The organism is Micromonospora sp. NPDC048871 (assembly GCF_043198155.1).
In the GTDB taxonomy this organism is placed as follows: domain Bacteria; phylum Actinomycetota; class Actinomycetes; order Mycobacteriales; family Micromonosporaceae; genus Micromonospora.
Genome location: NZ_JBICUM010000002.1, coordinates 742,527 through 767,300 on the forward strand (window position 1 = coordinate 742,527; position 24,774 = coordinate 767,300).

The window sequence follows — 24,774 nt, forward strand, 5'->3', positions numbered from 1 at the left end:
CGGTGTGGTCGCCTCAGCGGGCGAAGGGCTCCAACATCACCGAGGCGGCCTGCATCCACGCCTGCCGGGTCTCTGCCTGGAGCTGGTGATACTCGATCGAGGAGCCGGTCTCCAGGGCCGGGTCGTAGGGCACCACGGCCACCGCCCGGGTACGGGTGGCGAAGTGCTTCTCCAGATCGTTCTGCAACGGCAGTCGGCCCGGGGTGGGACAGGAGATCAGGGTGACCGCGTTGTCGGCCAGCTCGCCCATGCCCTCGGAGTGCAGCAGGTCGAGCATCCAGTCCGCGCTGAAGGCGGCGTCCTCCCGGGGCACCGTGGTGACCACCAACTGGTCGGCGGCGTGCATCACCGTACGCCAGTTCGGGCTCTCCACGTTGTTGCCGGTGTCCACGCAGATCACCTCGTGGGTACGCCGCAGCAGCTCCAGCACCCGTTTGACGGTGAACTGGTCCAGCCGCTGGGCGAACCGGGGACTCTCCTCACCGGCCAGCACGTCGTAGGACCCGTCGGAGGCGTGTCGCAGGTAGTCGTCCAACGCCTCCAGCAGCTCGTTGCCCTCCCGGATCTCGATCTGGACGAGATCGGCCACCAGGTGCCGGATGGTCCGGGCGTGTCGGGCGCTGCCGGCGCGTAACCCGAGGGTGCCGCGTAACTCGTTGTCGTCCCAGGCCAGCACCCCCCGGCCGCGTACGCTGCCGATGGTCGCCGCCGCCAGCACGGTGGCGGTGGTCTTGTGCACCCCGCCCTTGGGGTTGGCGAAGGCGACCACCCGTGGGGTGCCCAGGTCCTTGCGCAGCACCGCGGCGGCGCGTTCCAACTCGCTCTCGATGCTCTGCGCCCGCCACTCGATCCGCCCGGGACGCCCGGCCACCGCGGCCGAGGCGACCGCCGCGACAGGCCCGGGCGGGGCGGGCGGGGCGGGGAGCCCGGCCGGGGGTGCGGGAGGTGCGCCGAGGCCGGCAGGCGGCCCCTGGGGCCGGCCGGGCGGCTGGTAGCCGCCGTTGTCCAGCAGGGCGTAGCGGGAGTCCATCGGCGGGGCGGCGTGCCGGTACCCGTTGTCCAGCAGGGTGTACCGGGACTCCACCGGCTCCGGTCGACGTGGCTCCGGCACCTGGGGGTAGGCCGGTTCCGGCGGATGGGCCACCGGCTCCGGCGGATATCCGGGGTGGCCGCGGTACCTGGGTGCCGGTCCAGGGGCGTCGAACCGGTAGCCGGGCTCCGGGCGGTAACCCGGGTCGGCGCCGTACGCCCGATCCGGCGGCTGGGCGGTGGCCGAGGCCCGCCCCGAGTAGCCGGAGCCCGACGCCCGACGCGGCAGCGGCTCGGTCGGCGGCGGTGGCTCGTCGGCCTGTCGCTCGTTGGGTGCCTGCTCAGCGCCGCGGCCGCCGAGGCGGGCTCGGTCGAGCAGGGCCCGCCACCGCGGTGCCGGCTCGGCGGGCCGTCCCCAACCGGTCTCGCTGCCGTCCACGGCTCGCCTCCCCAGCGCCTCGGTCTCCGTCTGACAGGCTACGAACGAAACCGTCCTGAGGCCACACCGGGACACCCACCGATATGGCCTCAACTGTCACGGTGTCGGCTCCGGACCGTCCACCACCTGTAGGTCCGTCTCACCCTCGCGGAAGGAATCCGTCGAGGTGGGAGTGGCCGAGGGGGGCGCGTACACCGGCGGGGTCCGGGAGGGCGTCGGCGATGGTGACGAATCCGTCACTTCCGGCGTCACCGGTGCCTCCTCGGGCACCGGCGTCCAGGACGGCAGCGGGTACTTCGGGTTGGGCGTGGGGCTGGACAGCAGCTCCCGATCGACCGGGGGTCGGGCCACGTCGCGCTGCTCGGGCAGCGGCGGGGTGAACACCGTCCGTTCCAGTCGCCGGACCTCCGGGGCGGGATCGACCACCCGTACCCCTGGGCGGGTCGCCACCCCCCGCAGCACGGACGGCTTGGCCCGGACCACGACGGCGTAGACGCAGGCGCAGCTCTCCCGGTAGGCGGCCGCCTCCCGTTCCGCCAGGCGCGCCCCACTGACGTAGAGCTGCCGCAGCTCCCGTTCCTGCGGCCCGCCGCCACCCAGGGCGGCAGCCCGCGACCGGTAGTCCGCGGCCTCCCGTTCCTTGCGTTCGGCCAGGTCCGCCATCCCGGCCGTGACGTCCTCGGGCAGCCGCTGGGCGGGAATGCGCACGATCTCGGTCTGCCGGTCCGGCAGCGGCACCCGGCCGAACACCACGGAGACCCCGACATCGCCGACCACCGTCGCCAGCGACTGCGGGGTGACGTACTCCGACAGGGAGACCAGGGCGTAGGTGCCGTCGGCCAGGGGCGTGCGGCGGGCCAGGCCGGCCAGGTCCGCCGCGGCCGTCCGCTCGTAGCTGGGGATCGAGTCGCCGTCGGCGATGCCCACCCGGGTCACCTCGCCGACCGTGCGGTCGGACAACGGCGGGCCCCCGGTGGCGAACACCGCGGTGAACAGCACGGCGCCGCAGGACAGCACCGCCACCCAGCTGAGCAGCGAGTTGCGGGCCGGCCCCTGGTCCAGCCGTCTCAACATGGCGGCGAGGCGGGGCAGCAGCCGCTGGTCCAGCTGCCGCAGCAGATCGCCGGCACGCACAGGCGGTCCCCTCGTCGGATCGGTCGGGACGGGCGGGACGTGTCAGTCGCGGAGAATCTCCAGCGCGCGCCCCAGATCGTCAGGGTAGTCGCTGACGAAGCGGACCTCGTCCCCCGTACGGGGGTGCTCGAAACTCAACTCTCTGGCGTGCAACCACTGCCGATCCAGCTTGAGCCGGGCGGAAAGAGTCGGGTCCGCGCCGTACGTCAGGTCACCCACGCAGGGGTGCCGCAGGGTGGAGAAGTGCACCCGGATCTGGTGGGTACGACCGGTTTCCAACTGCACGTCGACCAGGCTGGCCGAGGGAAACGCCTCGATGGTGTCGTAGTGGGTGATGCTCGGCTTGCCGCCGGAGACCACCGCCCAGCGGTAGTCGTGATGGGGGTGGCGGTCGATCGGGGCGTCGATGGTGCCGCGCAGCGGATCCAGGTGCCCCTGCACCACGGCGTGGTAGCGCTTCTCCACCTCGCGGTACTTGAAGGCCCGTTTGAGGAAGCTGTACGCCTGCTCGCTCTTGGCCACCACCATGATCCCGGTCGTGCCGACGTCGAGCCGGTGCACCACCCCCTGGCGCTCGGCGGCGCCGCTGGTGGCGATGGTGTGGCCGATGGCGGCCAGTCCGCCGATCACGGTCGGGCCCCGCCAGCCGGGGCTGGGGTGGGCGGCCACCCCGACCGGCTTGTCGACCACCACGATGTCGTCGTCGGCGTAGACCACCCGCAGGCCCGGTACCGCCTGCGGCACCACGATCGGCGCCGCGACCGGCGCGGGCAGGGTCACCTCGAGCCAGGCCCCGGCCCGGACCTTGTGCGAGTTGGGGCGTACCGCGCCGTCGACCAAGGCCTCCCCGGCGTCGACGAGGGCGGCGGCGGTCGTCCGGGACAGCCCGAACAGCCGGGCCACCGCCTGGTCCAGTCGCATTCCGTCCAGGCCGTCCGGGACGGGCAGGCTGCGGTGGTCGCCACCGGCGGAGAAGGTCGTCGTCATGCCGGCTCCCGCCGCTCGTCGTCCGTGGTCTGCGCCGTCGGTTCCGGCGCGCGTTCGGCAGCCTTGCGGTCGTCGCCGACCAGCCGGGTGCCGTCACGCTGGCGGCCGGTGAACTCCAGCCAGACGGCCAGGACCACGCCGCAGACCAGGGCACTGTCCGCGATGTTGAAGATCGGAAAGACCCGGCCGTACGGGTCGAACACGCTGATCATGTCGACCACGTGGCCGACGAACCAGCCCGGGGCCCGGAAGATCCGGTCGATCAGGTTACCGGTGACGCCGCCGACCACCAGGCCGAGGGAGATGGCCCAGGGCACCGACCGCAGGGTCTTCCCCATCCAGCCGATCCAGGCCAGCACCCCGATCGCGATCAGCGGGAAGACCCAGGTGTAGTCCTTGCCGATGCTCCACGCGGCCCCGCTGTTGCGGGTCAGGGAGAGATAGAGGGCACCACCGAGCAGCCGCACCGGCTCCCGGTCGCTCAGCTCGGCCAGCGCCAGGTGCTTGGTGAGCAGGTCGACCGCGAACGCGAAGGTCGCCAGGCCGAGCAGGATCGCTACGGGTCTACGCCGCGATCTCGTGGCGGTGCCCGGCTCGGCGGTGCCGGATCCTGCGGACGGTACTGCGCTCATCTGCTCCCCATCGACGTATCACGGCGGTGCCGTGGCACCGCCGTGCACCAGCGCCGGGGAGCCCGCCGTCAGCGTCGCTCCGCCAGCTGTTTGCAGGTCACACAGAGGGTGGCCGACGGGAAGGCGGCGAGCCGCTCCACCGGGATGGGGTTGCCGCACCGCTCGCACCAGCCGTAACCACCTTCGTCGAGGCGCTCCAGAGCCCGCTCGACCTGCGTGATCCGTTCCAAGATGCTGTTGGCGAGAGAGATCTCCTGCTCCCGCTCGAACGTCTTCGTGCCGGTGTCGGCCTGGTCGTCCCCGGCCGAGTCGGTGAGGCGGTCGCGCTGCAGCTCGGTGATCTCGCTCAGCGTCTGATCGTACTCGGCGCGCAGCTCGTCGTGCCGTGCTGCCAGGGCGGCGCGGATCTTCTCGGTCTCCGCGGCACTGCGGGTGGACGTCATCGCGGGCTTACGACCGGCGGTCCTGGTGTCGGCTGGTTTGGCCATCATCACTCCCTATGCCACGGAACCGCGGAGGTCCGCGGCGCCCCTGGACTGAGGCCGCCGGCATCGGCCACCCCAGGTACAAAACGGGCGCGCGGCCCACTGGCCGCGCACTCCGGAGATTCGCAAGGATACGGAACGTAAGGTCGTCCGACAACGTGCCGCACCGAATTGCCCGTTCCACCCCGATCCGTACGGGAACGAAGCACAGCGAACGCTAGCAGACCCCCACCCCCAACCCCCGCCTCCCGCAAAGTTGATCAAGAAGTTCGCGTCTGGATCCGGCGATTCCGCGACGCAAACCTCTTGATCAACACGGGTGGCCGGGGTGGTCAGTGAGGCGGGGGGTTGAGGAGGCGGTGGAGGTTGGCCGGGAGGTCGGTGGGGGCGGGGTCGATCACGAAGAGTTTGTCGCGGCTGGCCGCGCCGGTGCGTAGGGATACCGCGGCCGGGCGGACACCGAGGGCCTCGGCCAGGGCACGACGGGCGGCCTCGGTGGCCCGGCCGTCGACCGCGGGAGCGTTGACCGCGATCACCAGAGCGGGCCCGTGGGGGCCGTCGTAGCGGCCACCCACCCGGGCCCGGGAGGCCCCCGGCTTGACCCGGACGGCGACCGTCAGCGCCTCGGCGGTCATCGGCTCGGATCAGTACCGTTCGGACTGCGCCAGCAGGATGGTGTCCGGGGTGCAGTCGGCGCACGGGGTGAAACCCAACGAGACCGCCTCGGCCACCACCAGGGGCTCGTGGTCCCGCCCGACCAGGTGCGTGCACTCGTCGAGGTGATAGCGGGGCCGGCCGTCGACCACCCGGACCTCGTCCAGCAGTCGGGACACCCGGGCAGCCTGCTCGGGGGTGACCTCCTGCGCGCCGGGCTCGTCGTCGTACGGCTCTCCCGCTCCGGCGGTCGCCACGGACACCCCCGCGTCCGCGGCGGCCATCGACTCGGCGGCGGTGGTCGTCGGCGCGGTCAGGTCAGCGGCCGTCGGCGTGGTCGCCTCGGCGGTGCCCATCGTGGTCGTCACCGGCGACCCGGGTGGTTGCCGCCACCCGGGCACACCGGCATCCGAGGTTGATGGGACATGCTGGGTCGGGATGGTGGCCGAACGACCCCCGGCACCCTCCCGCTGGGTCGCGGCCCGGCCGGCGGCAGCCTGGCGGGCCCCCGCGACCAGTGCCACCGCAGCCAGCAGGCTGGCGCCGATGGAGACGACCAGCAGGGCACTGGACCCACTGGCCAACCCGAACACAAGAAGCGCCACCGCGACGAGGATGAGCGCGAGACTGATGACTATCACGGCTCACCCCCGCCGCGTCGTAGAAGTTGAGGCAGGGCAGGCGGCCGTCAGGACGGCCGCCGCCCGGTTCAGCGACCGGCCTCGAGTGCCCCGGAGCGACCCCCGCCGTAGGAACCGGCGAGACCTGCGGCGGCCAGGCCGTTGCCCGCCGCGCGGGTGCCCTCTCCGCCACGGGTCATCTCCGCCTCCAGGCCCTGACCACGACCGTCGAGGTCGCGCAGCTGGCTCTCCAGGTAGGCCTTGAGACGGGTACGGTACTCGCGCTCGAACTGCTTGAGCTCCTCGATGTGCTTCTGCAGCGCGGTGCGCTTGGCGTCCAGGCCGCCCATGGCCTCCTGGTGACGCTGGCGGGCGTCCCGCTCCAGCGCGTCGGCCTTGGCGCGGGCCTCGCGGGTGACCTCCTCGGCCTTGGAACGGGCCTCGGAGAGCAGCTGGTCGGCCTCACGACGGGCGTCGGAGACGTGGTCGTCGGCGGTCCGCTGGGCCATCATCAGCACCCGCAGCGCCTGCTGCTCGCCGTCACCGCCCGGCACCGCGCCACCGGCGGCGGCGCGTACCTGCTCCAGCTCGGCCTGCATCGCGCGGGCGGCCTGCTCGGCGGCGGCCTTGTCGCGCTGCACCCGGTCGAGCTGGGCCTTGACGTCGTTGAGCTCGGCCGCCAGGCGGGCGTCGCCACCGGGGCCGGCGGGTGCGCCGCCCCGCCCACCGCGCTCCACCTGGGCGCGCAGTTCGTTGTTCTCCTCGATCAGACGGGCGAGTTCGCGCTCGACCTCGTCCAGGAAGGCGTCGACCTCCTCCTCGTCGTAGCCCCGCTTACCGATCGGCGGCTTCTTGAAGGCGACGTTGTGGACGTCGGCCGGGGTCAGCGGCATCGAAACTCCTCGGGTCAGTTGCGGCCGCGATAGCGCGTCGGTCATCAGGCGGTCCTGAAGATCGCCGGCTCTAACACAAACCTCATCAGCACGAACAGGATAACCAGGAGCACAAGGGAGGCCAGGTCGATGCTCACGGTACCAATTCGCAGCGGAGGGATCACACGCCTCAACGCCCAGAGCGGGGGATCAGTGACGCTCCACACGGATTCCAGTCCGGCTGATGCACCGCGACCAGGCTGCCAGCGCCGCCCGTACTGAAGGACCGCACTCAGTACGAACCGGGCCAGCAGGATGATCAGGAACAGATAGGTGATCAGGTAGAGGACCTGTAGCAAGATCGACAACACGGTAGGCGACGTCCCTCGGGTCGGGCGGGTCAACTCAGGCTGAAGAACCCGCCCTCGGCGATCTTGGCCTTGTCCTCCGCGGTGACCTGGACATTGGCCGGCGAGAGCAGGAACACCCGGTTGGTCACGCGCTCGATCGTACCGCGCAGGCCGAACGCCAGCCCGGCAGCGAAGTCCACCAGTCGGCGGGCATCGGCCTCATCCATCTCGGTGAGGTTGATGATCACGGGCACCCCGTCGCGGAAGTGCTCGCCGATGGTGCGGGCCTCCCGGTAGGTGGTCGGGTGCAGGGTGGTGATCTGGTAGCGCTGCTCCTCCTCCTGGACCACCGCACGCTCGCGGGGCTGCGCCTGCGGCGCCAGGGCCAGGTTGTCCCGGGTGTGGTACGTCAACGCGCCGGACTGCTCCCCCGAGGACCGGGTGATCGAGCGTACGCTGGACCGATCCACCCGCTCGGGGCGGTCGGAGTCCAGTCGCTCGGACTCGCCCAGCCGACTGCTGGAGCGCTCGCCGAGCCGACCCCGGTCGCCGAGCCGGGGACGAGGCGCCGGAGGCTCGTCCATCTCGTCGTCCGCCTCGTCGGCGAACTCCTCGGCGTACCGGCTCTGCCGGTAGCGCGACTCGCGGTACCCACCCTTGTCGTACCCACCGTCGTCATAGGCCCGCTCGTCGTCCTCTTCGACAAGTCCGAGCCAGACCCCCGCCTTGCGCAGTGCACCCATCCCCGCGCCCTTCCCGTCCGCCGTGCGGCACACGCCCCCGTACGTGTCGCCTGTCGCGAGTGGACCATTCCTGCCCACCGGACCGGAACGGCAATCCCCTGACGCACAATTCGCGTTGCACGTCACGCCCCCCGGTCGCCGGTAAGGCCGCTCCCACAAACAACACTGATGTAATTTGCTTCTCTCGCGGCCAGGCTACCGCAGCGTGGGACGCATTCCGAGCAACGCGCTGCCGACGCGGACATGTGTCGCGCCGTGGCCGATCGCCGCCTCCAGATCCCCGCTCATCCCGGCCGACAGGACGACGGCCTGCGGATGCTCCGCCCGCAACCCCTCGGCGATGGTGGCCAGCCGGGCGAAGGCCCGCTCCGGCTCCCACCCCAGGGGCGCCACCGCCATCAGCCCGGCCAACCGCAGTCCCGCCGAGTCGGCCACCGCGGCGGCCACCGACCCCAGGCCGATGTCCGGATCGGCCGAGTCGGCCACCGCCCCGCCACGGGACGGGTCGCCGTCGACACTCACCTGCACCAGCACCTCCAGCGGCCGGTCCCGTCGGGCGGTCGCGGCGGCGTCCAGGGCGGCGGCCAACCGGACGCTGTCGACCGACTGGACCACGTCGGCGTACTGGACCACGGACTTCACCTTGTTGCGCTGCAGGCGCCCGATGAAGTGCCAGCAGGGGGTGACCCCGGCCGCCGCCACCTGGGCGGCCTTCGGGGCCGCCTCCTGGTCGCGGTTCTCACCGACGTCGGTCACCCCGAGCCCGGCCAGGGCGATCACGTCGGAGGCGGGGTAGGTCTTGGTGACCGCGATCATGGTCACCTCGGTCCGATCCCGGCCCACCGCCGCGCAGGCGTCGGCGATCCGGGACCGGACCCGCGCCAGCCCGGCGGCCAGTTCGGCACGTCGGTCCGGGCGTACCAGAGCGGGGCTGTCCGTCATGGCCGGTACTCAGGAACCGTTCTTGAGAAAGTCGGGCACGTCCACGTCGTCGAAGAGCACCCGGCGCGGCGACTGGGGTGCCACCGGGGTGGCCGGCGAGGGTACGACCGGGGTGCTCGGCTGGGCGGGCTGGTTCTGATTGGTCTTGCGGGCCGGCTCGGCCGCCTTGTAGGCCGGGGTGCCGCCGTCGAAGCCCGCCGCGATCACGGTCACCCGCACCTCGTCGCCGAGCGCGTCGTCGATGACCGCACCGAAGATGATGTTGGCGTCCGGGTGGGCCGCGTCCGTGACCAGCTGCGCCGCGTCGTTGATCTCGAACAGACCCAGGTCGGAGCCACCGGCGATGGAGAGCAGCACCCCGCGCGCGCCGTCCATGCTCTGCTCCAGCAGCGGGCTGGAGATGGCCGCCTCGGCCGCCTCGACCGCGCGGTTCTCGCCCCGGGCGCTGCCGATGCCCATCAGCGCGCTGCCCGCGCCGCTCATCACGCTCTTGACGTCGGCGAAGTCCAGGTTGATCAGACCCGGGGTGGTGATCAGGTCGGTGATGCCCTGGACACCGGAGAGGAGCACCTGGTCCGCGGTACGGAAGGCGTCCATCATGCTGATGTTGCGGTCCCCGAGGGCCAGCAGCCGGTCGTTCGGGATGACGATCAGGGTGTCGCACTGGTTGCGCAGCTCGTCGATGCCGGCCTCGGCCTGCACCTGGCGACGCTTGCCCTCGAAGGAGAACGGGCGGGTCACCACACCGATGGTCAGGGCGCCCAGCTTCCGGGCGATGTTGGCCACCACGGGCGCGCCGCCGGTGCCGGTGCCGCCACCCTCACCGCAGGTCACGAAGACCATGTCGGCGCCCTTGAGGACCTCCTCGATCTCGTCGCGGTGATCCTCGGCGGCGTTCTTGCCGACGTCCGGGTTGGCGCCGGCGCCCAGACCCCGGGTCAGTTCACGGCCGACGTCCAGCTTGACGTCGGCGTCGCTCATCAGCAGCGCCTGGGCGTCTGTGTTGATCGCGATGAACTCGACGCCTTTGAGCCCAACCTCGATCATCCGGTTGACGGCGTTCACGCCGCCGCCCCCGATGCCGACGACCTTGATGACCGCCAGGTAGTTGTGCGGAGGTGTCATCTCCGGTCCTTCCCTTCGAGATTGGCTACTCCCCGACCGGTTACGGCGCGGCCAGACCCATGGTCGACCCGACTGTCACCAGCGAGGCCGAGGGGGTAAACCCTCACCCTCTACTAGAGGGTTACAGTTATGTCAACCACTGATCCTCTTTCCGGCAACGTAGGCGCAGCCGAGCGAGGAACCAAGGACCCTTTCGGCGTGTCGCCGGTCAAGCGGGAGGGTTCACGCCCCTGATCGGTCGCTCACCGGAAGGTGACCACCTCCGGGGCGCTGACGTCGATCCGGGTGGCGTCCTGATCCAGCAGGGCGGTGGCCACCCGGGCCTTGTCCGTCCCCCGGGTGGAGTCTCCCCAGAAAACGGTCAAGTCGTCCCGCAGCCGGACGCTGATCCGGGCCAGGCCCTCGACCGTGATCTCCACCAGGTCCGCCCGCAACTGCGGGGTGAGGGCATCGAGCACCTCCAGGGCGGCATGGGTCGCCGGATTCTCCGCACCCGGGTCGGTCATCCGGATCAGCGGAAGGCCCGCCGGGCGCTGCGGCAGGGTACGGAAGGCCACCCCGGCGGCGTCGACCACCACGAACTGTTCCCCGCTCGGCACCACCGCCACCGGGGTGCGCTCGGTGAGTCGTACGACCAGGGCGTCCGGCCAGTCCCGGTGCACCGACACCCGCTCCACCGGCGGCAGGGCGCCGATCCGGTCCGCCAGCTCGGTCAGGTCCACCCGGGCCAGGGGAGCCCCGTCGAGCACCCCGGCGGCGTTGCGTACCTGCACGTCGGTGACCAACTCGGCGCCCTCCACCCGCACCTCGCGTACGCCGAACAGTCCGGTGCCCAGCAGCACCCAGGCCACCAGGCCGGCCACGGCCAGCACCCCGCCGGCCACCGCCCACGGCAGTGCGGCCCGCATCCGACGGCGCCGGGCCCGGGCCATGAACCGGCGGGTGGAGGCGGGCACCGCGTCCCGACCGGCACGGACCAGCTGCCACTGGCGGACCGGACGCCACCCTCCGCCACCGTCCACCCCGCCACCGCGTCGGCGGGCCGGTCCGGGACTCATTCCACCCCGGGGGCCGCGCCGTTGCGCGCGGCGGCGTCGGGCACCGTACCGCCGATGCTCGCCGAACCCCCGGCCAGGCCACCGGCCACCGTGCCGGCGTCCGGATCGGCGGTACGCGCAGTCAAGGCGGCCAGCAGTTCGTCACCCATCAGCGAGATCGGCGGGGCGCCCATGGTCACCACCACGTCGCCGGGGCGGGCCCGACGGGCCACCTCCGTCGGGGCGTCCTCCCAGGAGTCGACGAAGACCTTCCGTTCCGCCGGCAACCCGACCGCCTCGATCAGGGCCGCCGACCCCTCCCCCGGGCCGCGCTGCTCACCCGGGCCGAAGACCTCCAGCAGCACCAACTCGTCCGCGATCGCCAGCGCCTCGGCGATCTCCGACTGCAGGTCCCGGGTCCGGTACAGCCGGTAGGGCTGGAAGACCACCAGCAACCGGCCCTCGCCGGCCACCTCACGCAGGGTCCGCAGCGCCAGGGTTATCGAGGTCGGGTGGTAGGCGTACTCGTCGTACACCAGGACACCGTCGGCGACCCCCTTGCGTTCGAAGCGCCGCCGTACCCCGGGGAACGACCCCAGCGCGGCCTCCGCGGCCGTCAACGGCAACTCCAACAGGTACGCGGCCAGCACCGCCGAGGCGCTGTTGAGGGCCATGTGCCGGCCGGGCACCGGCATCCGGAACTCCCCCAGCGGGCGTCCGTCGATGTGGGCCAGGTAGCGCACCCCCTGAGCCGAGGAGGCCATCTCGCTGAGCCGCAGATCGGCCTCGGCGGACTCGCCGTAGGTGTACACCCGGCGTCCCTCCGCCCGCAGGATGGCCGCCAGCCGCTGCCCACCCGGATCGTCCGCGCAGGTGATGATGAAGCCGTCCGGGTCGGTGAGCCGGGCGAACTCGGCGAAGGTGGCCTCCAGATTGGCCAGGTCGCCGTAGGTGTTCAGGTGATCCGCCTCGATGTTCGTGACGATCGAGACGAACGGGCGGTAGATCAGGAAGGACCGGTCGCTCTCGTCGGCCTCGACCACGAAGTACTCGCCGGTGCCGTGGTGGGCGCCCGAGCCCACCTCGGAGATCTCGCCACCGATCACGAAGGAGGGATCGGCGCCGGCCCGCTGGAACACCATGGTGACCATGGAGGTGGTGCTGGTCTTGCCGTGGGTGCCGGCGACCGCCACCGTACGCCGGCCGGTCATCGCAGCGGCCAGGGCCTCGGAACGGTGCAGGATCCGTAGGCCACGCCGCCGGGCCTCGACCATCTCCAGGTGGTCGGCCGGGATGGCCGAGGAGTAGACCACGGTGTCGACACCGTCCAGGTTGGCCGGCTCGTGGGTCATGTGGATGGTCCCGCCGAGGGCCCGCAGGCCGGCCAGCGACGGCCACTCGCGCAACTCGCTGCCGGAGACCGGCAGGCCCCGGGTGAGGAACAGCCGGGCCAGGCCGCTCATGCCGACCCCGCCCACCCCGATCAGGTGGATGTGACCCAGATCCTCGGCGGTCACCGTACCGGCCGGGCTGAACGTTCTCATCGGGCCGCACCTTCTTTCGTTCGCGACTGCGGGGCTCGCAGGCCCGGCTCACTCCTCGCGCTCACTGAGCCGATCTTCGTTCGCGACTGCGGGGCTCGCAGGCCCGGCTCACTCCTCGCGCTCACCGGGAAACCGCCTCGTAGACGAAGTTGAGCAGGGCCTCGTCGCCGTCGCGGCGGCCGTAGGCCGCGGCGGCATTGCCCATCGCGTGCAGCCGCTGCGGGTCCCGGATCAGCGGGATGACGGTACGTTCCAGCCAGTCCGGGGTCAGTTCGCCGTCGTCGACCAGCAACCCACCCCCGGCCTCGACCACCGGCAGGGCGTTGCGCTTCTGCTCCTGGTTGCTGTGCGGGTACGGCACATAGATGGTCGGCAGACCGATGGCCGCCACCTCCGCGCAGGTCATCGCACCCCCCCGGCCCAGCATCAGGTCGGCGGCGGCGTACCCGGCATCCATGTCGGACAGGTACGGCAGGGTCACGTACGGCACCGGCAGGTCGGTGGGGATCGACACCGGCTCGTTGCGGGCCCCCATCACGTGCAGCACCTGGATGCCGTTGCGGGCCAACTCCTTGGCCGCCCCGGCCACCGCCAGGTTGATCGACCGGGCCCCCTGGGAACCACCCGCCACGAAGAGCACCGGCAGGTCCGGACGGAGCCCGAAGTGGGCCCGGGCCGCGCCGCGCATGGCCACCCGGTCCAACCCGGCGATGTTGCGCCGCAGGGGTACCCCGACCACCCGGGCCTCCCGCAGCGCCTCGGCCTGGGCGGGTTGGTGGGGGAAACCCACCGCCACGTTCTTGGTGAACTTCATGCCCAGCCGGTTGGCCACCCCCGGCGGCACGTTGACCTCGTGGATGACGATCGGCAGCTCCCGCCGCCAGGCGGCCAGGTACGCCGGCACGGAGACGTACCCGCCGAAGCCGACGACCACCTCGGCGCCCACCTCGTCGATGACCTTGCCTGCGGCGCGGGCCGCGGTCCACATCCGGCCCGGGGTACGGACCAGGTTCAGGTTGATCGACCGGGGGAGCTGGTACGCCGGGATGTTGCGCAGGTCGTAGCCGGCGGGCGGGATCAGCTGGTTCTCCAGGCCCTTCGGTGTGCCGAGACAGGTGATCCGGACGCCGGGGTCGTGACGGCGCAGGCAGTCGGCGAAGGCGAGCAGCGGGTAGATGTGTCCCCCGGTGCCACCGCCTGCGAGTACCACCGAACGCAGCGGACCCATCAACGTCTCCTCTCGTTCGCCGACCCGCCGCGGCCCCGGCTGTCCCGGGCACCACGCGATGCGGCCTGGTCGTCCTCACGCCGATTACGGGCCCGGGGTACGGACCTGCGGGCAGCCGGCGGCGACGCCGCACGGCGACGCCGGCCGGGAATCGGCGGCAACGGAGCCCACACTAGTCGGACCCATCGGGCGGGCGGACGGGCATGCAGGGCCCGGGCCGCATCGGGTTCCGCCCGGGCGAAGGAGGCCAACATGCCGACCGCCGCGAGGGTGACGACCAGGGCGCTGCCGCCGACCGAGATGAACGGCAGGGGTACCCCGGTCAGCGGCAGCAGACCGATCACCCCGCCGATGTTGATGAAGGCCTGCCCGATCAGCCAGGCGGTGGCGCCGGCCGCCGCCAGCCGCCGGAAGGGATCGTCGACCCGGCGGGCGATGCGCAGGCCGGTGTAGGCCAACACGGCGAACAGGGTGACCACCACCGCGCAGCCGACCACCCCTAGTTCCTCGGCGATCACCGCGAAGATGAAGTCGTTCTCGGCCGCCGGCAGCCAGTCCCACTTGCTGCGCCCCTGACCCAGCCCGGTGCCGAACCAGCCCCCGTTGGCGATGGCGTACCGGGCCTGCACCATCTGGTAGCAGAGTTCCTCTCGGCACTGCTCCAGCGGCGGCGGGCTGACGAACATGGTCAGTCGCTGCAGCCGGTAGTTCTCCTCACCCACGACCCCGGAACCGGCGCCGAGGGAGGCCACCGCCACCAGCAGGCCGATGCCGGCCAGGCCGATCGCGCTGAGGGTGGCGAAGACCCGCAGCCGCACCCCGGCCGCCCAGAGCAGGCCGACGACCAGCGCCACCAGGCAGAGCATGCTGCCCAGGTCGTTGTAGCCGACCAGCACGAACATCAGGCCCACCACCGGGAACAGCGGGGTGGCCAGCTCCCGCCACCAGCCCAGCGCGGCACCCTTGCGGGCCAGCACGTACGCCCCCCACAACACCAGCGCGAACTTCGCCAGCTCGGAGGGCTGCAACCCGAGACCACCGACGTACAGCCCGAGCAGCTCGGCCTCCAGCGGCCCGATCCTCGCCGGGGAGCCGGTCAACCGCCCGTACGCCACCAGCGCGTTCAGCAGCAACAGCAGTCCCACCGCGACGGCCAGCACCGGCCGCCCCAGGGCCCGGAAGGTCCGGGCCGGCAGACGCTGGCAGACCCAGAAGGCCACGATGCCGATGACCGCGAAGAGCGCCTGCTTGACCAGGGAGGCGGAGGCGTTGCCCCCGGCGGCGTAGTCGCGCACGCTGGTGGCCGAGAAGACCATGGTGAGGCCGATCAGCAGCAGCAGCCCCGAGCTGGCCAGCAGCAGATGGTACGAGGCCAGGGGCCGGGACAGCAGGCCACGCAGGGCGGCCAGGGCGGCGAATCCGCCCATCGGGTCCAGGCCACGCCACGGACCACCCTCCGCTACCGGAGCGGACGAACCCGCCCCACCGGCCCGGGCGGCGCTACCCGTGGCGGACCCGGCACCCCGCCCCGCAGCACCCTCCCCGCCAGCGGTCCCACCACCCGCCGTGACCGCCGTACCACTCTTGGCCGCAGCACCCTCTCCGCCCGCGGCACGACCACGCCGCCGACCCACCGACTCCCCGCCACTGTCTTCCCAGGCCTCCCCCACAGCGCCATCATCGCCGCTGCCACCACCCCACGCCCCCGGTATCCCCCACTCGGCGTGTCGCACCCCCGGCCCCCCGCCGTGGTTGATCAAGAGGTTTGCGTCTGAATCCGGCCTTCCGGTGACGCAAACCTGTTGATCAACGCCGCTGAACGGGGGTCAGCCCATGTTGGCCAGGAAGTCGCTGTAGAAGAGGCCCAGGGCGATGGCCACCCCGATGCCGGCGATGATCCAGAAGCGGACCACGATGTTGACCTCGCTCCAGCCGGCCAGTTCGAAGTGGTGCTGGAGGGGGGACATCCGGAAGACCCGCTTGCCGGTGGTCTTGAAGGAGATGATCTGGATGACCACCGACATGGTGATGATCACGAACAGGCCGCCGATGATCGGCAGGAGCAGGATCGTCCGGGTGGACATCGCCATGCCGGCGATCAGGCCGCCCAGGCCCAGGGCCCCGGTGTCCCCCATGAAGATGCGGGCCGGTGAGGTGTTCCACCACAGGAAGCCCACACAGGCCCCGGCCGCCGCCCCGGCGATCAAGGCGATCTCCAACGGGTCCCGCACGGCGTAGCAGTAGTTGTTCGGGTTGGCGGTGTACGCCGGGTCGGCGCACCAGTGCCGGTACTGCCAGAAGGCGATCACCGCGTACGCCCCGAGCACCATCACCGAGGCCCCGGTGGCCAGGCCGTCCAGGCCGTCGGTGAGGTTCACCCCGTTGGTCGCCGCCATCACCACGAAGATGAAGATGATCACCGCGCCGATCTTGGTGACCTCCAGGGCCGGGATGTCCCGGATGAAGCTCAACGTCGTACTGCCGACGGTCTCGGTGTTGGTCTGGGCGCCGTCGGCGTCCGTCATGGTGGAGGGGAACCAGAGGGCGACCACCCCGAACACCGCGCCGACCAGGATCTGCCCGAGCAGCTTGCCCTTGGCGCTCAGGCCACCGCTGTGCCGCTTGCGCACCTTGAGGAAGTCGTCGATGAAGCCGACCGCGCCGCAGAAGACCATCAACCCGAGCAGCACCAGCGCGGTGATGGTCGGCTCCACCTGGGCGATCTGCGCGTCCGGCAGGGTGGTCAGGGCCAGGTGACCGGCCACGTACGCGATCACGGTGGCGAGGATGAACACCACCCCGCCCATGGTCGGGGTGCCCTTCTTGCCCTGGTGCATCTGCGGGCCCTCGGCCCGGATGGGCTGACCCGCCTTGAGCCGGGTGAACACCTTGATCGCGATCGGGGTGCAGAACAGCGAGACCAGGAAGGCCACCCCGATGGCGACGATGACGGCCCTCACGCGGCGCCACCCCCGGTGGCCGGATCAGCCTCGGCACGCAGCGCGTCGGCCACCTCCCAGGTCCGGTACCGGGACCCCTTCACCAGGACCACGTCCCCCGGCCGTAGCTCGCTGCGCAGCACCTGAACGGCCGCCGCCTGATCGGTGAGCAGCACCGATTCTCCTCCCCAGTCACCTACCGATGTCGCCCCGTGGTGGATCGGCGCCGCCGTCTCGCCGACCACGAGCAGCCGGTCGACACCCAACTCGGCCGCCAGCCGACCCACCTCGGTGTGCCCCTGCTCCTCGTACTCGCCCAGTTCGGCCATGTAGCCGAGGACCGCCAGGGTTCGCCGGCCCGCGCCCACGCCGGCCAGCGCCCGCAACGCCACCGCCATCGAGGCCGGGTTGGCGTTGTACGAGTCGTCGATCACGGTCACCCCGTCGGGACGCTCGAAGACGTCCATCCGGCGGGTGGAGACCAGGCCCAGCTCGCCCAGGGCGACCGCGATCTCGGCCAACGGCATACCCAGCTCCCGGGCCACCGCCGCGGCGGCGAGAGTGTTCCAGACCTGGTGCCGCCCGGTCAGACCGAGCCGCACGGAGGCGCTCCCCTCCGGGGTCACCAGGGTGTACGCGGCCCGCCCCCGCTCGTCCAGGGTCACCTCCGCCGCCCGCACCTCGGCGTGCGCCGCCTCGCCGTAGCGGACCACCCGGGCGGTCGTACGCTCGGCCATCGCGTCGACCAACGGGTCGTCGGCGTTGAGCACCGCCAGGCCCTCGGCCGGCAGGGCCTCGACCAGTTCACCCTTGGCCAGGGCGATGTTCTCCTGCGAGCCGAACTCGCCGATGTGCGAGACCCCGACGTTGAGCACCACGGAGATGCGCGGCGGGGCCACCTCGCACAGGTACCGCACGTGCCCGATGCCCCGGGCCCCCTTCTCCAGCACCAGGTAGCGCGTCGAGGGCCCGGCCTGCAGGGCGGTGTACGGGTGACCCAGCTCGTTGTTGAACGACCCGGGGGGCGCCACGGTCTCCCCCAGCCGCGCGGTCAGCTGGGCGACCAGATCCTTGGTGGTGGTCTTGCCGGAGGAACCGGTCAACCCGATCACGGTCAGCTCGGGCAGCCGGTCCACCACGGCACGCGCCAGTCGGGCCATCGCGGCCAGCGGATCGGCGACGATGATCATCGGTACGCCGGGCACCTCACGGCTACCCAGCACGGCCACCGCCCCGGCCTGCACCGCCGAGTCGGCGAAGTCGTGCCCGTCCACCTTCTCCCCGTCGAAGGCGACGAAGAGGCCGCCGGGGGTGACCTTGCGGGAGTCGAACTCCACACTGCCGGTGACCTGCCCGACCGGGTCGGCGGCGACCAGCCGCCCGTCGACGGCCGAGGCGATCTCGGCCAGGCTCAAGGCGATCATCGCTGGCCTCCCAGGCTGCCGAAGCGGGCCCGCAGCGCGTCGGCCAGTTCGGTCACGTCATCGAACGGATATACCTCACCGGCGATCTCCTGACCACGTTCGTGGCCCTTGCCGAGCACCGCGACCACATCCCCGGGCTCGGCCAGCCGGACCGCCTCGTCGATCGCCGCCCGCCGCCCAGCCACCTCGAGAACCCGGGCCGAAGTCCCGGCCCCGGTCGCCCCGGCCAGCACCTCGGCGCGGATCGCCGCGGGATCCTCGGTGCGGGGATTGTCGTCGGTCACCAGCACCACGTCGGCTCCCTGGGCGGCGGCGGCACCCATCGTCGGCCGTTTGCCCCGATCCCGGTCACCGCCCGCGCCGATCACGCAGATCAGTCGGCCGCTGCTCATCTCCCGCAGGGCGGCCAGCACCGCCACCACCGCGTCGGTCTTGTGGGCGTAGTCGACGACCCCGCGTACCCCGCCGGCCACCCCCACCGACTCCAGCCGCCCGGGTACCCCGCCGCAGGCGGCCACCCCGGCCGCCGCTACGGCCGGCTGCACCCCGGCGGCCACCAGTACGGCGACGGCCAGCAGGGCGTTCGCCACGTTGTGCCGCCCGGGCAGCGCCACCCCGGCGTCGAGCACCAGATCGTCCGGGCCGTGCAGGGTGAACCGCTGGGCGTACCCCTCGCCGTCGATGTGCTCCGCCCACCAGGTGGCCGACCGGTCACCGGCTGCGGAGAAGCTGACCGTGGCGGGCCGGAACAGGCCCTTCAGCGCCGGATCGTCATGGTTGAGCACCTCGACCCGGCAGCGGCCGTCGAACAGCCGCGCCTTGGCCGCGAAGTAGTCGTCGGCGTCGGCGTGGAAGTCGAGGTGGTCGGAGCCGAAGTTGGTCCAGCCCCCCACGTCGAAGCGCACCCCGCCGACCCGCCCCATCACCAGGGCGTGGCTGGACACCTCCATGACCACCGCGGTGACCCCGCGTTCGAGGGCGGCGGCGAGCATCGCGTGCAGGTCGGTGGCCTCCGGGGTGGTCCGGACGCTGTCGAGAACCAGGTCGCCGAGGCGGGTCTCCACGGTGCCGATCAGGCCGGTGGTGTGGCCGGCGGCCCGCAGCCCCGACTCGACCAGGTAGGCCGTGGAGGTCTTGCCAGCGGTGCCGGTGACCCCGATCACGGTCAACTTCTCGGTCGGGTTGCCGTAGACGGCCGAGGCCAGGGTGCCGAGCACCGCACGTGGGTCGGGCACCACCAGGATGGGCAGCCCGTGCTCGGCGGCCAGTTCGGCACCGGCCGGGTCGGTGAGCACCGCCAGGGCACCGGCCGCCGCCGCCTCGGCGACGAACTCCGCGCCGTGACGCCGGGCACCGGGCAGGGCCGCGTACAGATCGCCGGGGTGGACCTCACGGCTGGCGTGGGTCACCCCGGTCACCACCGGATCGACGGTGATAGGGGGCGCCACGGCGAGCCGGGCGGCTAGGTCACCGAGCCGGATTCCGGTCACGGTACGGGGACGAGGATTGCCGCGCACGGCGTCAGACCCTACCCGGTCGCCCGCTCGTGGCCGCACGGCGCGCCTGAATCTCCGCCACAGGGAGTCGAACCGCAGGTCGGACGGCGACTGGCCAGCCGGGCAGCCCGGATCGACCCGCCGGCACGGCCTGCCGGCGGGTCGATGCGGACCGGACCGTCCTACGGGAAGACGGTGAACTTCGGCGCGGGCTCACTGGAGGGGGGCACCTTGAAGTGCCGCAGAGTGAAGGTCATCATGTCCCGGAAGGCCGGCGCCGCCACCTTCCCGCCGCCACCGCTCGGGCTGTGCACGAAGACCGCGATCACGTACCGGGGGTTCTCCGCCGGTGCCATCCCGATGAACGAGGCGACATCCCCGGGCTGCTTCTTGCCGTCGACCAGCCGCCACCCGGTGCCGGTCTTACCGGCCACCCGGTAGCCGGGGACCGCCGCGGCCAACCCGGTGGCGTTCTCCACCGTGGTGACCGCCTCCAGCAGGGTACGCAGGGCCTTGGCGTTCTCCGGGCTGAGCACCGCACGGGTCGCCGGCGCCTCGGCCGGGGTCCGGTTACCCTGCGGGTCGATGGTCTCCTTGACCAGGTGCGGCTGGATGTAGGTGCCGTCGTTGGCGATGGCGGCGTAGGCGGCGGCCATCTGCAGGGGGGTGGCATCCACGCTGTGCCCGATCGGCACCGACCCGTGCGACGAGTCGCTCCACTCCGACAACGGCAGCAACCGGCCGCCGGCCTCACCGGGCATACCTACCCCGGTCGGCTTCCCCAGACCGAACCGGCGCTGGTAGTCGATCAGCCGTTCCGGGCCCAGCTTGTCGGCGATCTGGATGGTGCCGACATTCGAGGAGTACGCCATCATCCCGGCCACACTCATCCGCCGTCCGTTGGCGAAGTGGGTGTCCGGGAACCAGGTGTCGCCCTTGCGGATCGCGTTGGACACCGGAAACGAGGTGTCCGGGGTGATCACCCCCTCCTGGAGGGCCGCCCCGAAGGTGATCGCCTTGTGCACCGAGCCCGGGTCGACCACGAAGCTGGTGGCCGCGTCCTCCCGGTCGGTCGGCTCGCTGGCCTGCGGTCGCGCCGCGTTGTAGGTCGGCTGGCTGGCCTGGGCCAGCACCTCCCCGGTACGCACGTCCAGCACCACCGCGGCGGCCGTGCTGGCCTGGGCCGCCTTGGCCTGCTCGCTGAGGATCCGCTGCGTCATGAACTGGAGGTCCCGGTCGATGGTCAGCACCATCGAACTGCCCGGCTTGGCCGGGGTGGTGCGGCTGTAGCCGGTGGGGATGGGCGCGCCGAGGCCGATCTCGAAGGTCCGCTCGCCGTCCTCGCCGTGCAGCAGGTCGTCGTAGCGGGCCTCCAGCCCCTCCAACCCGGTCATGTCGAGGCTGGTGAAGCCGATCAGGTTGGCGGCCAGGTCACCGCCGGGCACCTCGCGCCGCTCGTCACGCTGGGTGTAGATGCCGGGCAGTTCGAGCTTCATGATCTCGCGGGCCCGGTCGATGTCCACCCCCCGGGCCAGGTACTCGAACCGCGAGTCGACCCCGTTGATCCGCTTGCGGGGCTGCATCTTCTCGGCCAGCTCGGAGGCGGGGATGCCGAGCAGCGGGGAGAGGGTCCGGGCGGTCGCCGGGATGTCCTGCACCCGGGTGGGATCGGCGTAGACGTAGCGGGCCTCGACGCTGTGCGCCAGGGCGGCCCCGTCCCGGTCGTAGATCGCCCCCCGCGGCGCGGGTAGCTGCACGGTCCGCAGCCGGTCGGCCACCCCTCCGTCGGCGTACGCCGGGGTGTCCACGGTCTGGAGCACGACCAGCCGGATGCCGATGGCGACGAACATGGCCATCACCAGCGCCGTACCCAGCCGCAGGCGACGGGCCGGATCGGCGAGCCTGGGCGGGCGGGGTGGCTTGCGGGCGGGACGGCGGGGGGCCCCGCGCTCCTGGCGCCGGGGGTCGGTCACCCGCCGACGGGGCGGCTCGGCCTCCTCGCCACCGGGGGTGCGGGGCGTGACGGTACGCACCACCGAGGTGCGACCGGTGGCACCGTCCCTGCGGGCCGCGGCGCCCGACCGGCCCCCACCCCGGGCCGCCGCCGCCCGACCCCCGTCGAGCACCTGGAGGGCCGGCCGGAAGGGATCCTGGGACCGGTTGCTGCGGGGGGTACGCCGCTGCTCGGCCCGCCCGGCCGCCGGGGTGGCGCCGCCTTCACGGATGGTGCGACCCCGAGGGGTGTACGCCCGGGCGTCGGAGATGCCGCCGATGCCCGGTTCGCCGCCGCGTTCCCCGGCGGCGCGCTCTCCATTGCCGCGGGGTGGCACCTGCCGATCGGAGGCACCACGTGACGAACCGCGCCGGGAGCCTGTGGCGTCCCGGCGCGGTTCCTCCGACCTCGGTGGCACGGTCTTACCCCTCCGCGCCCTGGGTGCTCGTGATCGACGCCTGCCCACCGGCCGGCTGCGGCACCCCGATCAGCTTGCCGTCGGGCAGCCGGATCAGGGCCGGCTCCCCCGACTCGACCAGCCCCAGCTTGCGGGCCTGGGCGGCCAGGTTGCCCGGCGCCTCGGCGTCGGCGATCTGCTTGGTCAGCTGCTGCTGCTCCACGTCGAGCTTGGCCTGCTGCTCCTGAAGCTCCAGCAGCCGGAAGGCGTTCTCGTTGATCTTCGTGTTGACCGCCAGGATGCCCAGCACCCCGCCGACGACCAGCATCACGACCAGCGCCGCGAACGGCGCCCGCGGCACCCGTACCGGCGGCGGCGGGGCGACCCGCAGCTGCGGCGTCACCGCCCGCTGCGGCTCGGTGACCCCGGCCCGCTCGACCGGCCGCAAGGCGGCGTTGCCCTCGGTGCGGAACTCGCGCGCCCCCCGGGCGCGAGTCTGCTCCAGCGGGCTCATCCGCTCCGTACGCCGGGTGGTGTCCCCGGTCCCCCGAACCCGCTCTGCCGCGATCCGGCCCCCCGACCGCGGTACGCGCTGCCCGGCGCCGGCGATGTTCCGGCGCTTGTCCACGTTCATGTTCCCTCCCCCTCTTCGTCCGTCGTCTCCCCCGGGCCCGGCTGCGGACCCGTTGCGGATCCGGTGGCCGATCCCGTCCCCGGTTGGTGCATCGCCTTGACCCGGCGGCGGTACCGTTCGCGGTCGGTACCCCCCTGCTGCCGGGCCTGCGGGTCGATCCGTTCCGCCGCCCGCAGCCGCACCGAAGCGGCCCTCGGGTTGGCGGCGACCTCCGCCTCCCCGGGCAGCTCCGCGCCCCGGCTGAGCAGCCGGAACGTCGGCTCCGACCCGGGCAGTTCGACCGGGAGGTCGACCGGGCCGGTGCTACGGACCCGATCGGCGAGCGCCTGTTTGGTGAGCCGGTCCTCCAACGAGTGGTAGGACATGACCACCAGACGACCACCGACCGAAAGCCTGTCCAGGGCCGCCGGCAGCGCCGTCTCCAGCGCCGCCAGTTCCCTGTTTACCTCGATCCTTAAAGCCTGAAACGTTCTCTTAGCCGGGTGTCCACCGGTTCGTCGGGCTGGTGCGGGTATGGACTCCCGAACCAGCTCGGCCAGTCGGGCCGAGGAGGTGATCCGGTTGCGCTCCCGCTCCCGGATGATCGCCGAGGCGATCCGTCCGGCGAACTTCTCCTCGCCGTACACCCGCAGCACCCGGGCCAGGTCCGGATGGGCGTACGTGTTGACCACCTCTTCGGCGGTCACCCCCCGGGTCTGGTCCATCCGCATGTCCAGCGGCGCATCCTGCGCGTACGCGAACCCGCGGTCGGGCGCGTCGAGTTGCAGCGAGGAGACCCCCAGGTCGAACAGCACCCCGTCGACACGCGGATAACCCAGCCGGTCCAGCACCTCGGGCAGCTCGTCGTAGACGGCGTGCTCCAGGTGGATCCGATCGGCGAAGCGGGCCAGCCGCACCCGAGCGTGGGCCAGTGCCTCGGTGTCCCGGTCCAGGCCCACCAGGATGGTCTCCGGATGGGCCAGCAACACCGCCTCGGCGTGGCCGGCCAACCCCAGGGTCGCGTCGACGTGCACGGTGCGACCGCCTCGGCCCAGTGCGGGGGCCAGCAGCTCGAGACACCGCTCAAGCAGCACCGGCACATGCGTGCCGCGTAGCTCCCCCATGTCGACCCCCACTGGCTTGACCTTGTTGTCTTCTGCGTTCTGCTCGTCGGACGACGCCGTGCCGTCATACCGCCAGATCCCCATCCGCTCCCCGCCCGGCCGTCGGGCCACAGCCCTCCGTGTCGGATCGTGCCCCTGGCACCGGGGAAGGGATGCCAGGAACTCGAAAGCGGCTGGAGATCTCGCAGTACGTCGGGCGTCGTCACGCCCTACAGACCGCCGGGCAGCACCCCTTCCTCGATGTCGGCGAAGTCGTCTTCGCTCTCGGCGAGGTAGGTCTCCCAGGCGACCTTGTCCCAGATCTCCACCCGGGTGCTCGCGCCGATGACCACCAGGTCCCGGTCGAGCCCCGCGTAGCTGCGCAGGTGCGCCGGGATGGTCACCCGGCCCTGCTTGTCGGGCACTTCGTCGTGTGCACTGGCGAAGAAGACACGGCTGTAGGCCCGGGCCGCCTTGTGTGTCATCGGCTGTGCACGCAACTGCTCCGCGATGCGCTGGAACTCCGGCGTCGGGAAGACGTAGAGGCAGCGTTCCTGCCCTTTGGTGATCACGACACCCCCCGCCAGCTCATCCCGGAACTTCGCCGGAAGGATCAACCGGCCCTTGTCGTCCAGACGAGGAGTGTGGGTGCCGAGAAACATCGGCCCAACCCCCTCGCCCTTTAGCGGCGTTCGCGCGCCGCTGACCCCCCGGGCCGGTGGGCCCTCCCGGCCTCACCAATGCGCCCCACTCTACTCCACTTCCCTCCACCCGCAACCAGATTGGACCGCGTGGCGCGCCATTCTGGACGACAAAACCGCACGTCAGTCGGGGTGGAGGGGAGTGGAGGGCGCAGCGGGGTGCGCGACCGGGTCCGCTATCCGACATAGATCCACTCCGGTCGGCCGAACGGCACCGGCCGCATCGCCGACAAACCCCACCCGAACGGATCGGCAATCTGACCCATGCCATGGTCCGGTAACCTCGC

General features: G+C 72.0%; 23 protein-coding genes. All 23 read right to left on the reverse strand.

The window, feature by feature from the left end:
* Nucleotides 1-13: 13 nt before the first annotated feature.
* The 23 genes from ACGFIK_RS07900 to mraZ all read right to left on the reverse strand — a co-directional run bounded on the left by ACGFIK_RS07900 (nucleotide 14) and on the right by mraZ (nucleotide 24,448).
* On the reverse strand, nucleotides 14-1,468 hold the full coding sequence (locus ACGFIK_RS07900) for an AAA family ATPase (RefSeq protein WP_327024862.1): 1,455 nt from the start codon (nucleotides 1,466-1,468) through the stop codon (nucleotides 14-16).
* Nucleotides 1,469-1,564: 96 nt separating this feature from the next.
* Nucleotides 1,565-2,602: a hypothetical protein gene (locus tag ACGFIK_RS07905; protein ID WP_327024861.1), complete on the reverse strand. Its 1,038-nt coding sequence runs from the start codon at nucleotides 2,600-2,602 to the stop codon at nucleotides 1,565-1,567.
* Between the two features lie 42 nt (nucleotides 2,603-2,644).
* Entirely contained in the window at nucleotides 2,645-3,589 is a 945-nt protein-coding gene (locus ACGFIK_RS07910; protein WP_327024860.1) for an RluA family pseudouridine synthase, read from the reverse strand.
* Nucleotides 3,586-4,221 carry a signal peptidase II gene (lspA, locus tag ACGFIK_RS07915; protein WP_327024859.1) on the reverse strand — a complete coding sequence of 212 codons (636 nt, stop codon included), beginning with the start codon at nucleotides 4,219-4,221 and terminating at the stop codon, nucleotides 3,586-3,588. Before lspA ends, ACGFIK_RS07910 begins: the two co-directional genes overlap by 4 nt.
* 68 nt (nucleotides 4,222-4,289) lie before the next feature.
* Nucleotides 4,290-4,709, reverse strand: coding sequence for a TraR/DksA C4-type zinc finger protein (locus tag ACGFIK_RS07920; RefSeq protein WP_327024858.1), 420 nt, complete (start codon nucleotides 4,707-4,709; stop codon nucleotides 4,290-4,292).
* A 329-nt stretch (nucleotides 4,710-5,038) separates the two neighbouring features.
* The gene (locus ACGFIK_RS07925; RefSeq protein ID WP_327024856.1) at nucleotides 5,039-5,341 is read right to left on the reverse strand and encodes a DUF167 domain-containing protein; all 303 of its coding nucleotides are present in this window, start codon (nucleotides 5,339-5,341) and stop codon (nucleotides 5,039-5,041) included.
* 9 nt (nucleotides 5,342-5,350) lie between these two features.
* The gene (locus ACGFIK_RS07930; protein WP_327024855.1) at nucleotides 5,351-6,001 is read right to left on the reverse strand and encodes a hypothetical protein; all 651 of its coding nucleotides are present in this window, start codon (nucleotides 5,999-6,001) and stop codon (nucleotides 5,351-5,353) included.
* Between the two features lie 68 nt (nucleotides 6,002-6,069).
* Nucleotides 6,070-6,873, reverse strand: a complete 804-nt coding sequence (locus tag ACGFIK_RS07935) for a DivIVA domain-containing protein (RefSeq protein ID WP_327024854.1) — start codon at nucleotides 6,871-6,873, stop codon at nucleotides 6,070-6,072.
* A gap of 44 nt (nucleotides 6,874-6,917) precedes the next feature.
* Nucleotides 6,918-7,223, reverse strand: coding sequence for a YggT family protein (locus ACGFIK_RS07940; RefSeq protein ID WP_013735078.1), 306 nt, complete (start codon nucleotides 7,221-7,223; stop codon nucleotides 6,918-6,920).
* A 29-nt stretch (nucleotides 7,224-7,252) separates the two neighbouring features.
* Entirely contained in the window at nucleotides 7,253-7,945 is a 693-nt protein-coding gene (locus tag ACGFIK_RS07945; protein WP_327024853.1) for a cell division protein SepF, read from the reverse strand.
* Between the two features lie 195 nt (nucleotides 7,946-8,140).
* A complete protein-coding gene (locus ACGFIK_RS07950; protein ID WP_327024852.1) occupies nucleotides 8,141-8,887 on the reverse strand; it encodes a YggS family pyridoxal phosphate-dependent enzyme in 747 nt (248 codons plus the stop codon).
* A gap of 9 nt (nucleotides 8,888-8,896) precedes the next feature.
* The gene (ftsZ, locus tag ACGFIK_RS07955; protein WP_327024851.1) at nucleotides 8,897-10,012 is read right to left on the reverse strand and encodes a cell division protein FtsZ; all 1,116 of its coding nucleotides are present in this window, start codon (nucleotides 10,010-10,012) and stop codon (nucleotides 8,897-8,899) included.
* Between the two features lie 242 nt (nucleotides 10,013-10,254).
* A complete protein-coding gene (locus ACGFIK_RS07960; protein WP_327027034.1) occupies nucleotides 10,255-11,034 on the reverse strand; it encodes an FtsQ-type POTRA domain-containing protein in 780 nt (259 codons plus the stop codon).
* 32 nt (nucleotides 11,035-11,066) lie between these two features.
* Nucleotides 11,067-12,593: a UDP-N-acetylmuramate--L-alanine ligase gene (gene murC / locus ACGFIK_RS07965; protein WP_327024850.1), complete on the reverse strand. Its 1,527-nt coding sequence runs from the start codon at nucleotides 12,591-12,593 to the stop codon at nucleotides 11,067-11,069.
* Between the two features lie 121 nt (nucleotides 12,594-12,714).
* A complete protein-coding gene (gene murG / locus ACGFIK_RS07970; RefSeq protein WP_327024849.1) occupies nucleotides 12,715-13,821 on the reverse strand; it encodes an undecaprenyldiphospho-muramoylpentapeptide beta-N-acetylglucosaminyltransferase in 1,107 nt (368 codons plus the stop codon).
* Entirely contained in the window at nucleotides 13,821-15,248 is a 1,428-nt protein-coding gene (locus tag ACGFIK_RS07975) for an FtsW/RodA/SpoVE family cell cycle protein (protein WP_327024848.1), read from the reverse strand. The genes murG and ACGFIK_RS07975 overlap by 1 nt, the downstream gene beginning before the upstream one ends.
* A gap of 399 nt (nucleotides 15,249-15,647) precedes the next feature.
* A complete protein-coding gene (gene mraY, locus ACGFIK_RS07980) occupies nucleotides 15,648-16,781 on the reverse strand; it encodes a phospho-N-acetylmuramoyl-pentapeptide-transferase (RefSeq protein WP_327024847.1) in 1,134 nt (377 codons plus the stop codon).
* Entirely contained in the window at nucleotides 16,778-18,184 is a 1,407-nt protein-coding gene (gene murF, locus ACGFIK_RS07985) for a UDP-N-acetylmuramoyl-tripeptide--D-alanyl-D-alanine ligase (RefSeq protein ID WP_327024846.1), read from the reverse strand. The genes mraY and murF overlap by 4 nt, the downstream gene beginning before the upstream one ends.
* Nucleotides 18,181-19,701 carry a UDP-N-acetylmuramoyl-L-alanyl-D-glutamate--2,6-diaminopimelate ligase gene (locus ACGFIK_RS07990; protein ID WP_327024845.1) on the reverse strand — a complete coding sequence of 507 codons (1,521 nt, stop codon included), beginning with the start codon at nucleotides 19,699-19,701 and terminating at the stop codon, nucleotides 18,181-18,183. The genes murF and ACGFIK_RS07990 overlap by 4 nt, the downstream gene beginning before the upstream one ends.
* A 161-nt stretch (nucleotides 19,702-19,862) precedes the next feature.
* Nucleotides 19,863-22,091: a penicillin-binding protein 2 gene (locus tag ACGFIK_RS07995; RefSeq protein ID WP_327024844.1), complete on the reverse strand. Its 2,229-nt coding sequence runs from the start codon at nucleotides 22,089-22,091 to the stop codon at nucleotides 19,863-19,865.
* A 4-nt stretch (nucleotides 22,092-22,095) separates the two neighbouring features.
* A complete protein-coding gene (locus ACGFIK_RS08000; protein WP_327024843.1) occupies nucleotides 22,096-22,704 on the reverse strand; it encodes a hypothetical protein in 609 nt (202 codons plus the stop codon).
* Nucleotides 22,701-23,807: a 16S rRNA (cytosine(1402)-N(4))-methyltransferase RsmH gene (gene rsmH, locus ACGFIK_RS08005; RefSeq protein WP_327027033.1), complete on the reverse strand. Its 1,107-nt coding sequence runs from the start codon at nucleotides 23,805-23,807 to the stop codon at nucleotides 22,701-22,703. The genes ACGFIK_RS08000 and rsmH overlap by 4 nt, the downstream gene beginning before the upstream one ends.
* A gap of 209 nt (nucleotides 23,808-24,016) precedes the next feature.
* Complete coding sequence (gene mraZ, locus ACGFIK_RS08010) at nucleotides 24,017-24,448, reverse strand: division/cell wall cluster transcriptional repressor MraZ (protein ID WP_111246328.1); 432 nt, start codon at nucleotides 24,446-24,448, stop codon at nucleotides 24,017-24,019.
* Between the last annotated feature and the right edge of the window lie 326 nt (nucleotides 24,449-24,774).

Excerpts from the sequence above, each read along its gene's own strand:
- ACGFIK_RS07935 (WP_327024854.1), bottom strand. The coding sequence starts at position 6,873 with ATGCCGCTGACCCCGGCCGACGTCCACAACGTCGCCTTCAAGAAGCCG.
- ftsZ (WP_327024851.1), bottom strand. The coding sequence starts at position 10,012 with ATGACACCTCCGCACAACTACCTGGCGGTCATCAAGGTCGTCGGCATC.
- ACGFIK_RS07950 (WP_327024852.1), bottom strand. The coding sequence starts at position 8,887 with ATGACGGACAGCCCCGCTCTGGTACGCCCGGACCGACGTGCCGAACTG.
- ACGFIK_RS07945 (WP_327024853.1), bottom strand. The coding sequence starts at position 7,945 with ATGGGTGCACTGCGCAAGGCGGGGGTCTGGCTCGGACTTGTCGAAGAG.
- ACGFIK_RS08000 (WP_327024843.1), bottom strand. The coding sequence starts at position 22,704 with ATGAACGTGGACAAGCGCCGGAACATCGCCGGCGCCGGGCAGCGCGTA.
- murF (WP_327024846.1), bottom strand. The coding sequence starts at position 18,184 with ATGATCGCCTTGAGCCTGGCCGAGATCGCCTCGGCCGTCGACGGGCGG.
- ACGFIK_RS07975 (WP_327024848.1), bottom strand. The coding sequence starts at position 15,248 with ATGGGCGGATTCGCCGCCCTGGCCGCCCTGCGTGGCCTGCTGTCCCGG.
- murG (WP_327024849.1), bottom strand. The coding sequence starts at position 13,821 with ATGGGTCCGCTGCGTTCGGTGGTACTCGCAGGCGGTGGCACCGGGGGA.
- lspA (WP_327024859.1), bottom strand. The coding sequence starts at position 4,221 with ATGAGCGCAGTACCGTCCGCAGGATCCGGCACCGCCGAGCCGGGCACC.
- ACGFIK_RS07910 (WP_327024860.1), bottom strand. The coding sequence starts at position 3,589 with ATGACGACGACCTTCTCCGCCGGTGGCGACCACCGCAGCCTGCCCGTC.
- mraZ (WP_111246328.1), bottom strand. The coding sequence starts at position 24,448 with ATGTTTCTCGGCACCCACACTCCTCGTCTGGACGACAAGGGCCGGTTG.
- ACGFIK_RS07925 (WP_327024856.1), bottom strand. The coding sequence starts at position 5,341 with ATGACCGCCGAGGCGCTGACGGTCGCCGTCCGGGTCAAGCCGGGGGCC.
- murC (WP_327024850.1), bottom strand. The coding sequence starts at position 12,593 with ATGAGAACGTTCAGCCCGGCCGGTACGGTGACCGCCGAGGATCTGGGT.
- rsmH (WP_327027033.1), bottom strand. The coding sequence starts at position 23,807 with ATGGGGGAGCTACGCGGCACGCATGTGCCGGTGCTGCTTGAGCGGTGT.
- ACGFIK_RS07920 (WP_327024858.1), bottom strand. The coding sequence starts at position 4,709 with ATGGCCAAACCAGCCGACACCAGGACCGCCGGTCGTAAGCCCGCGATG.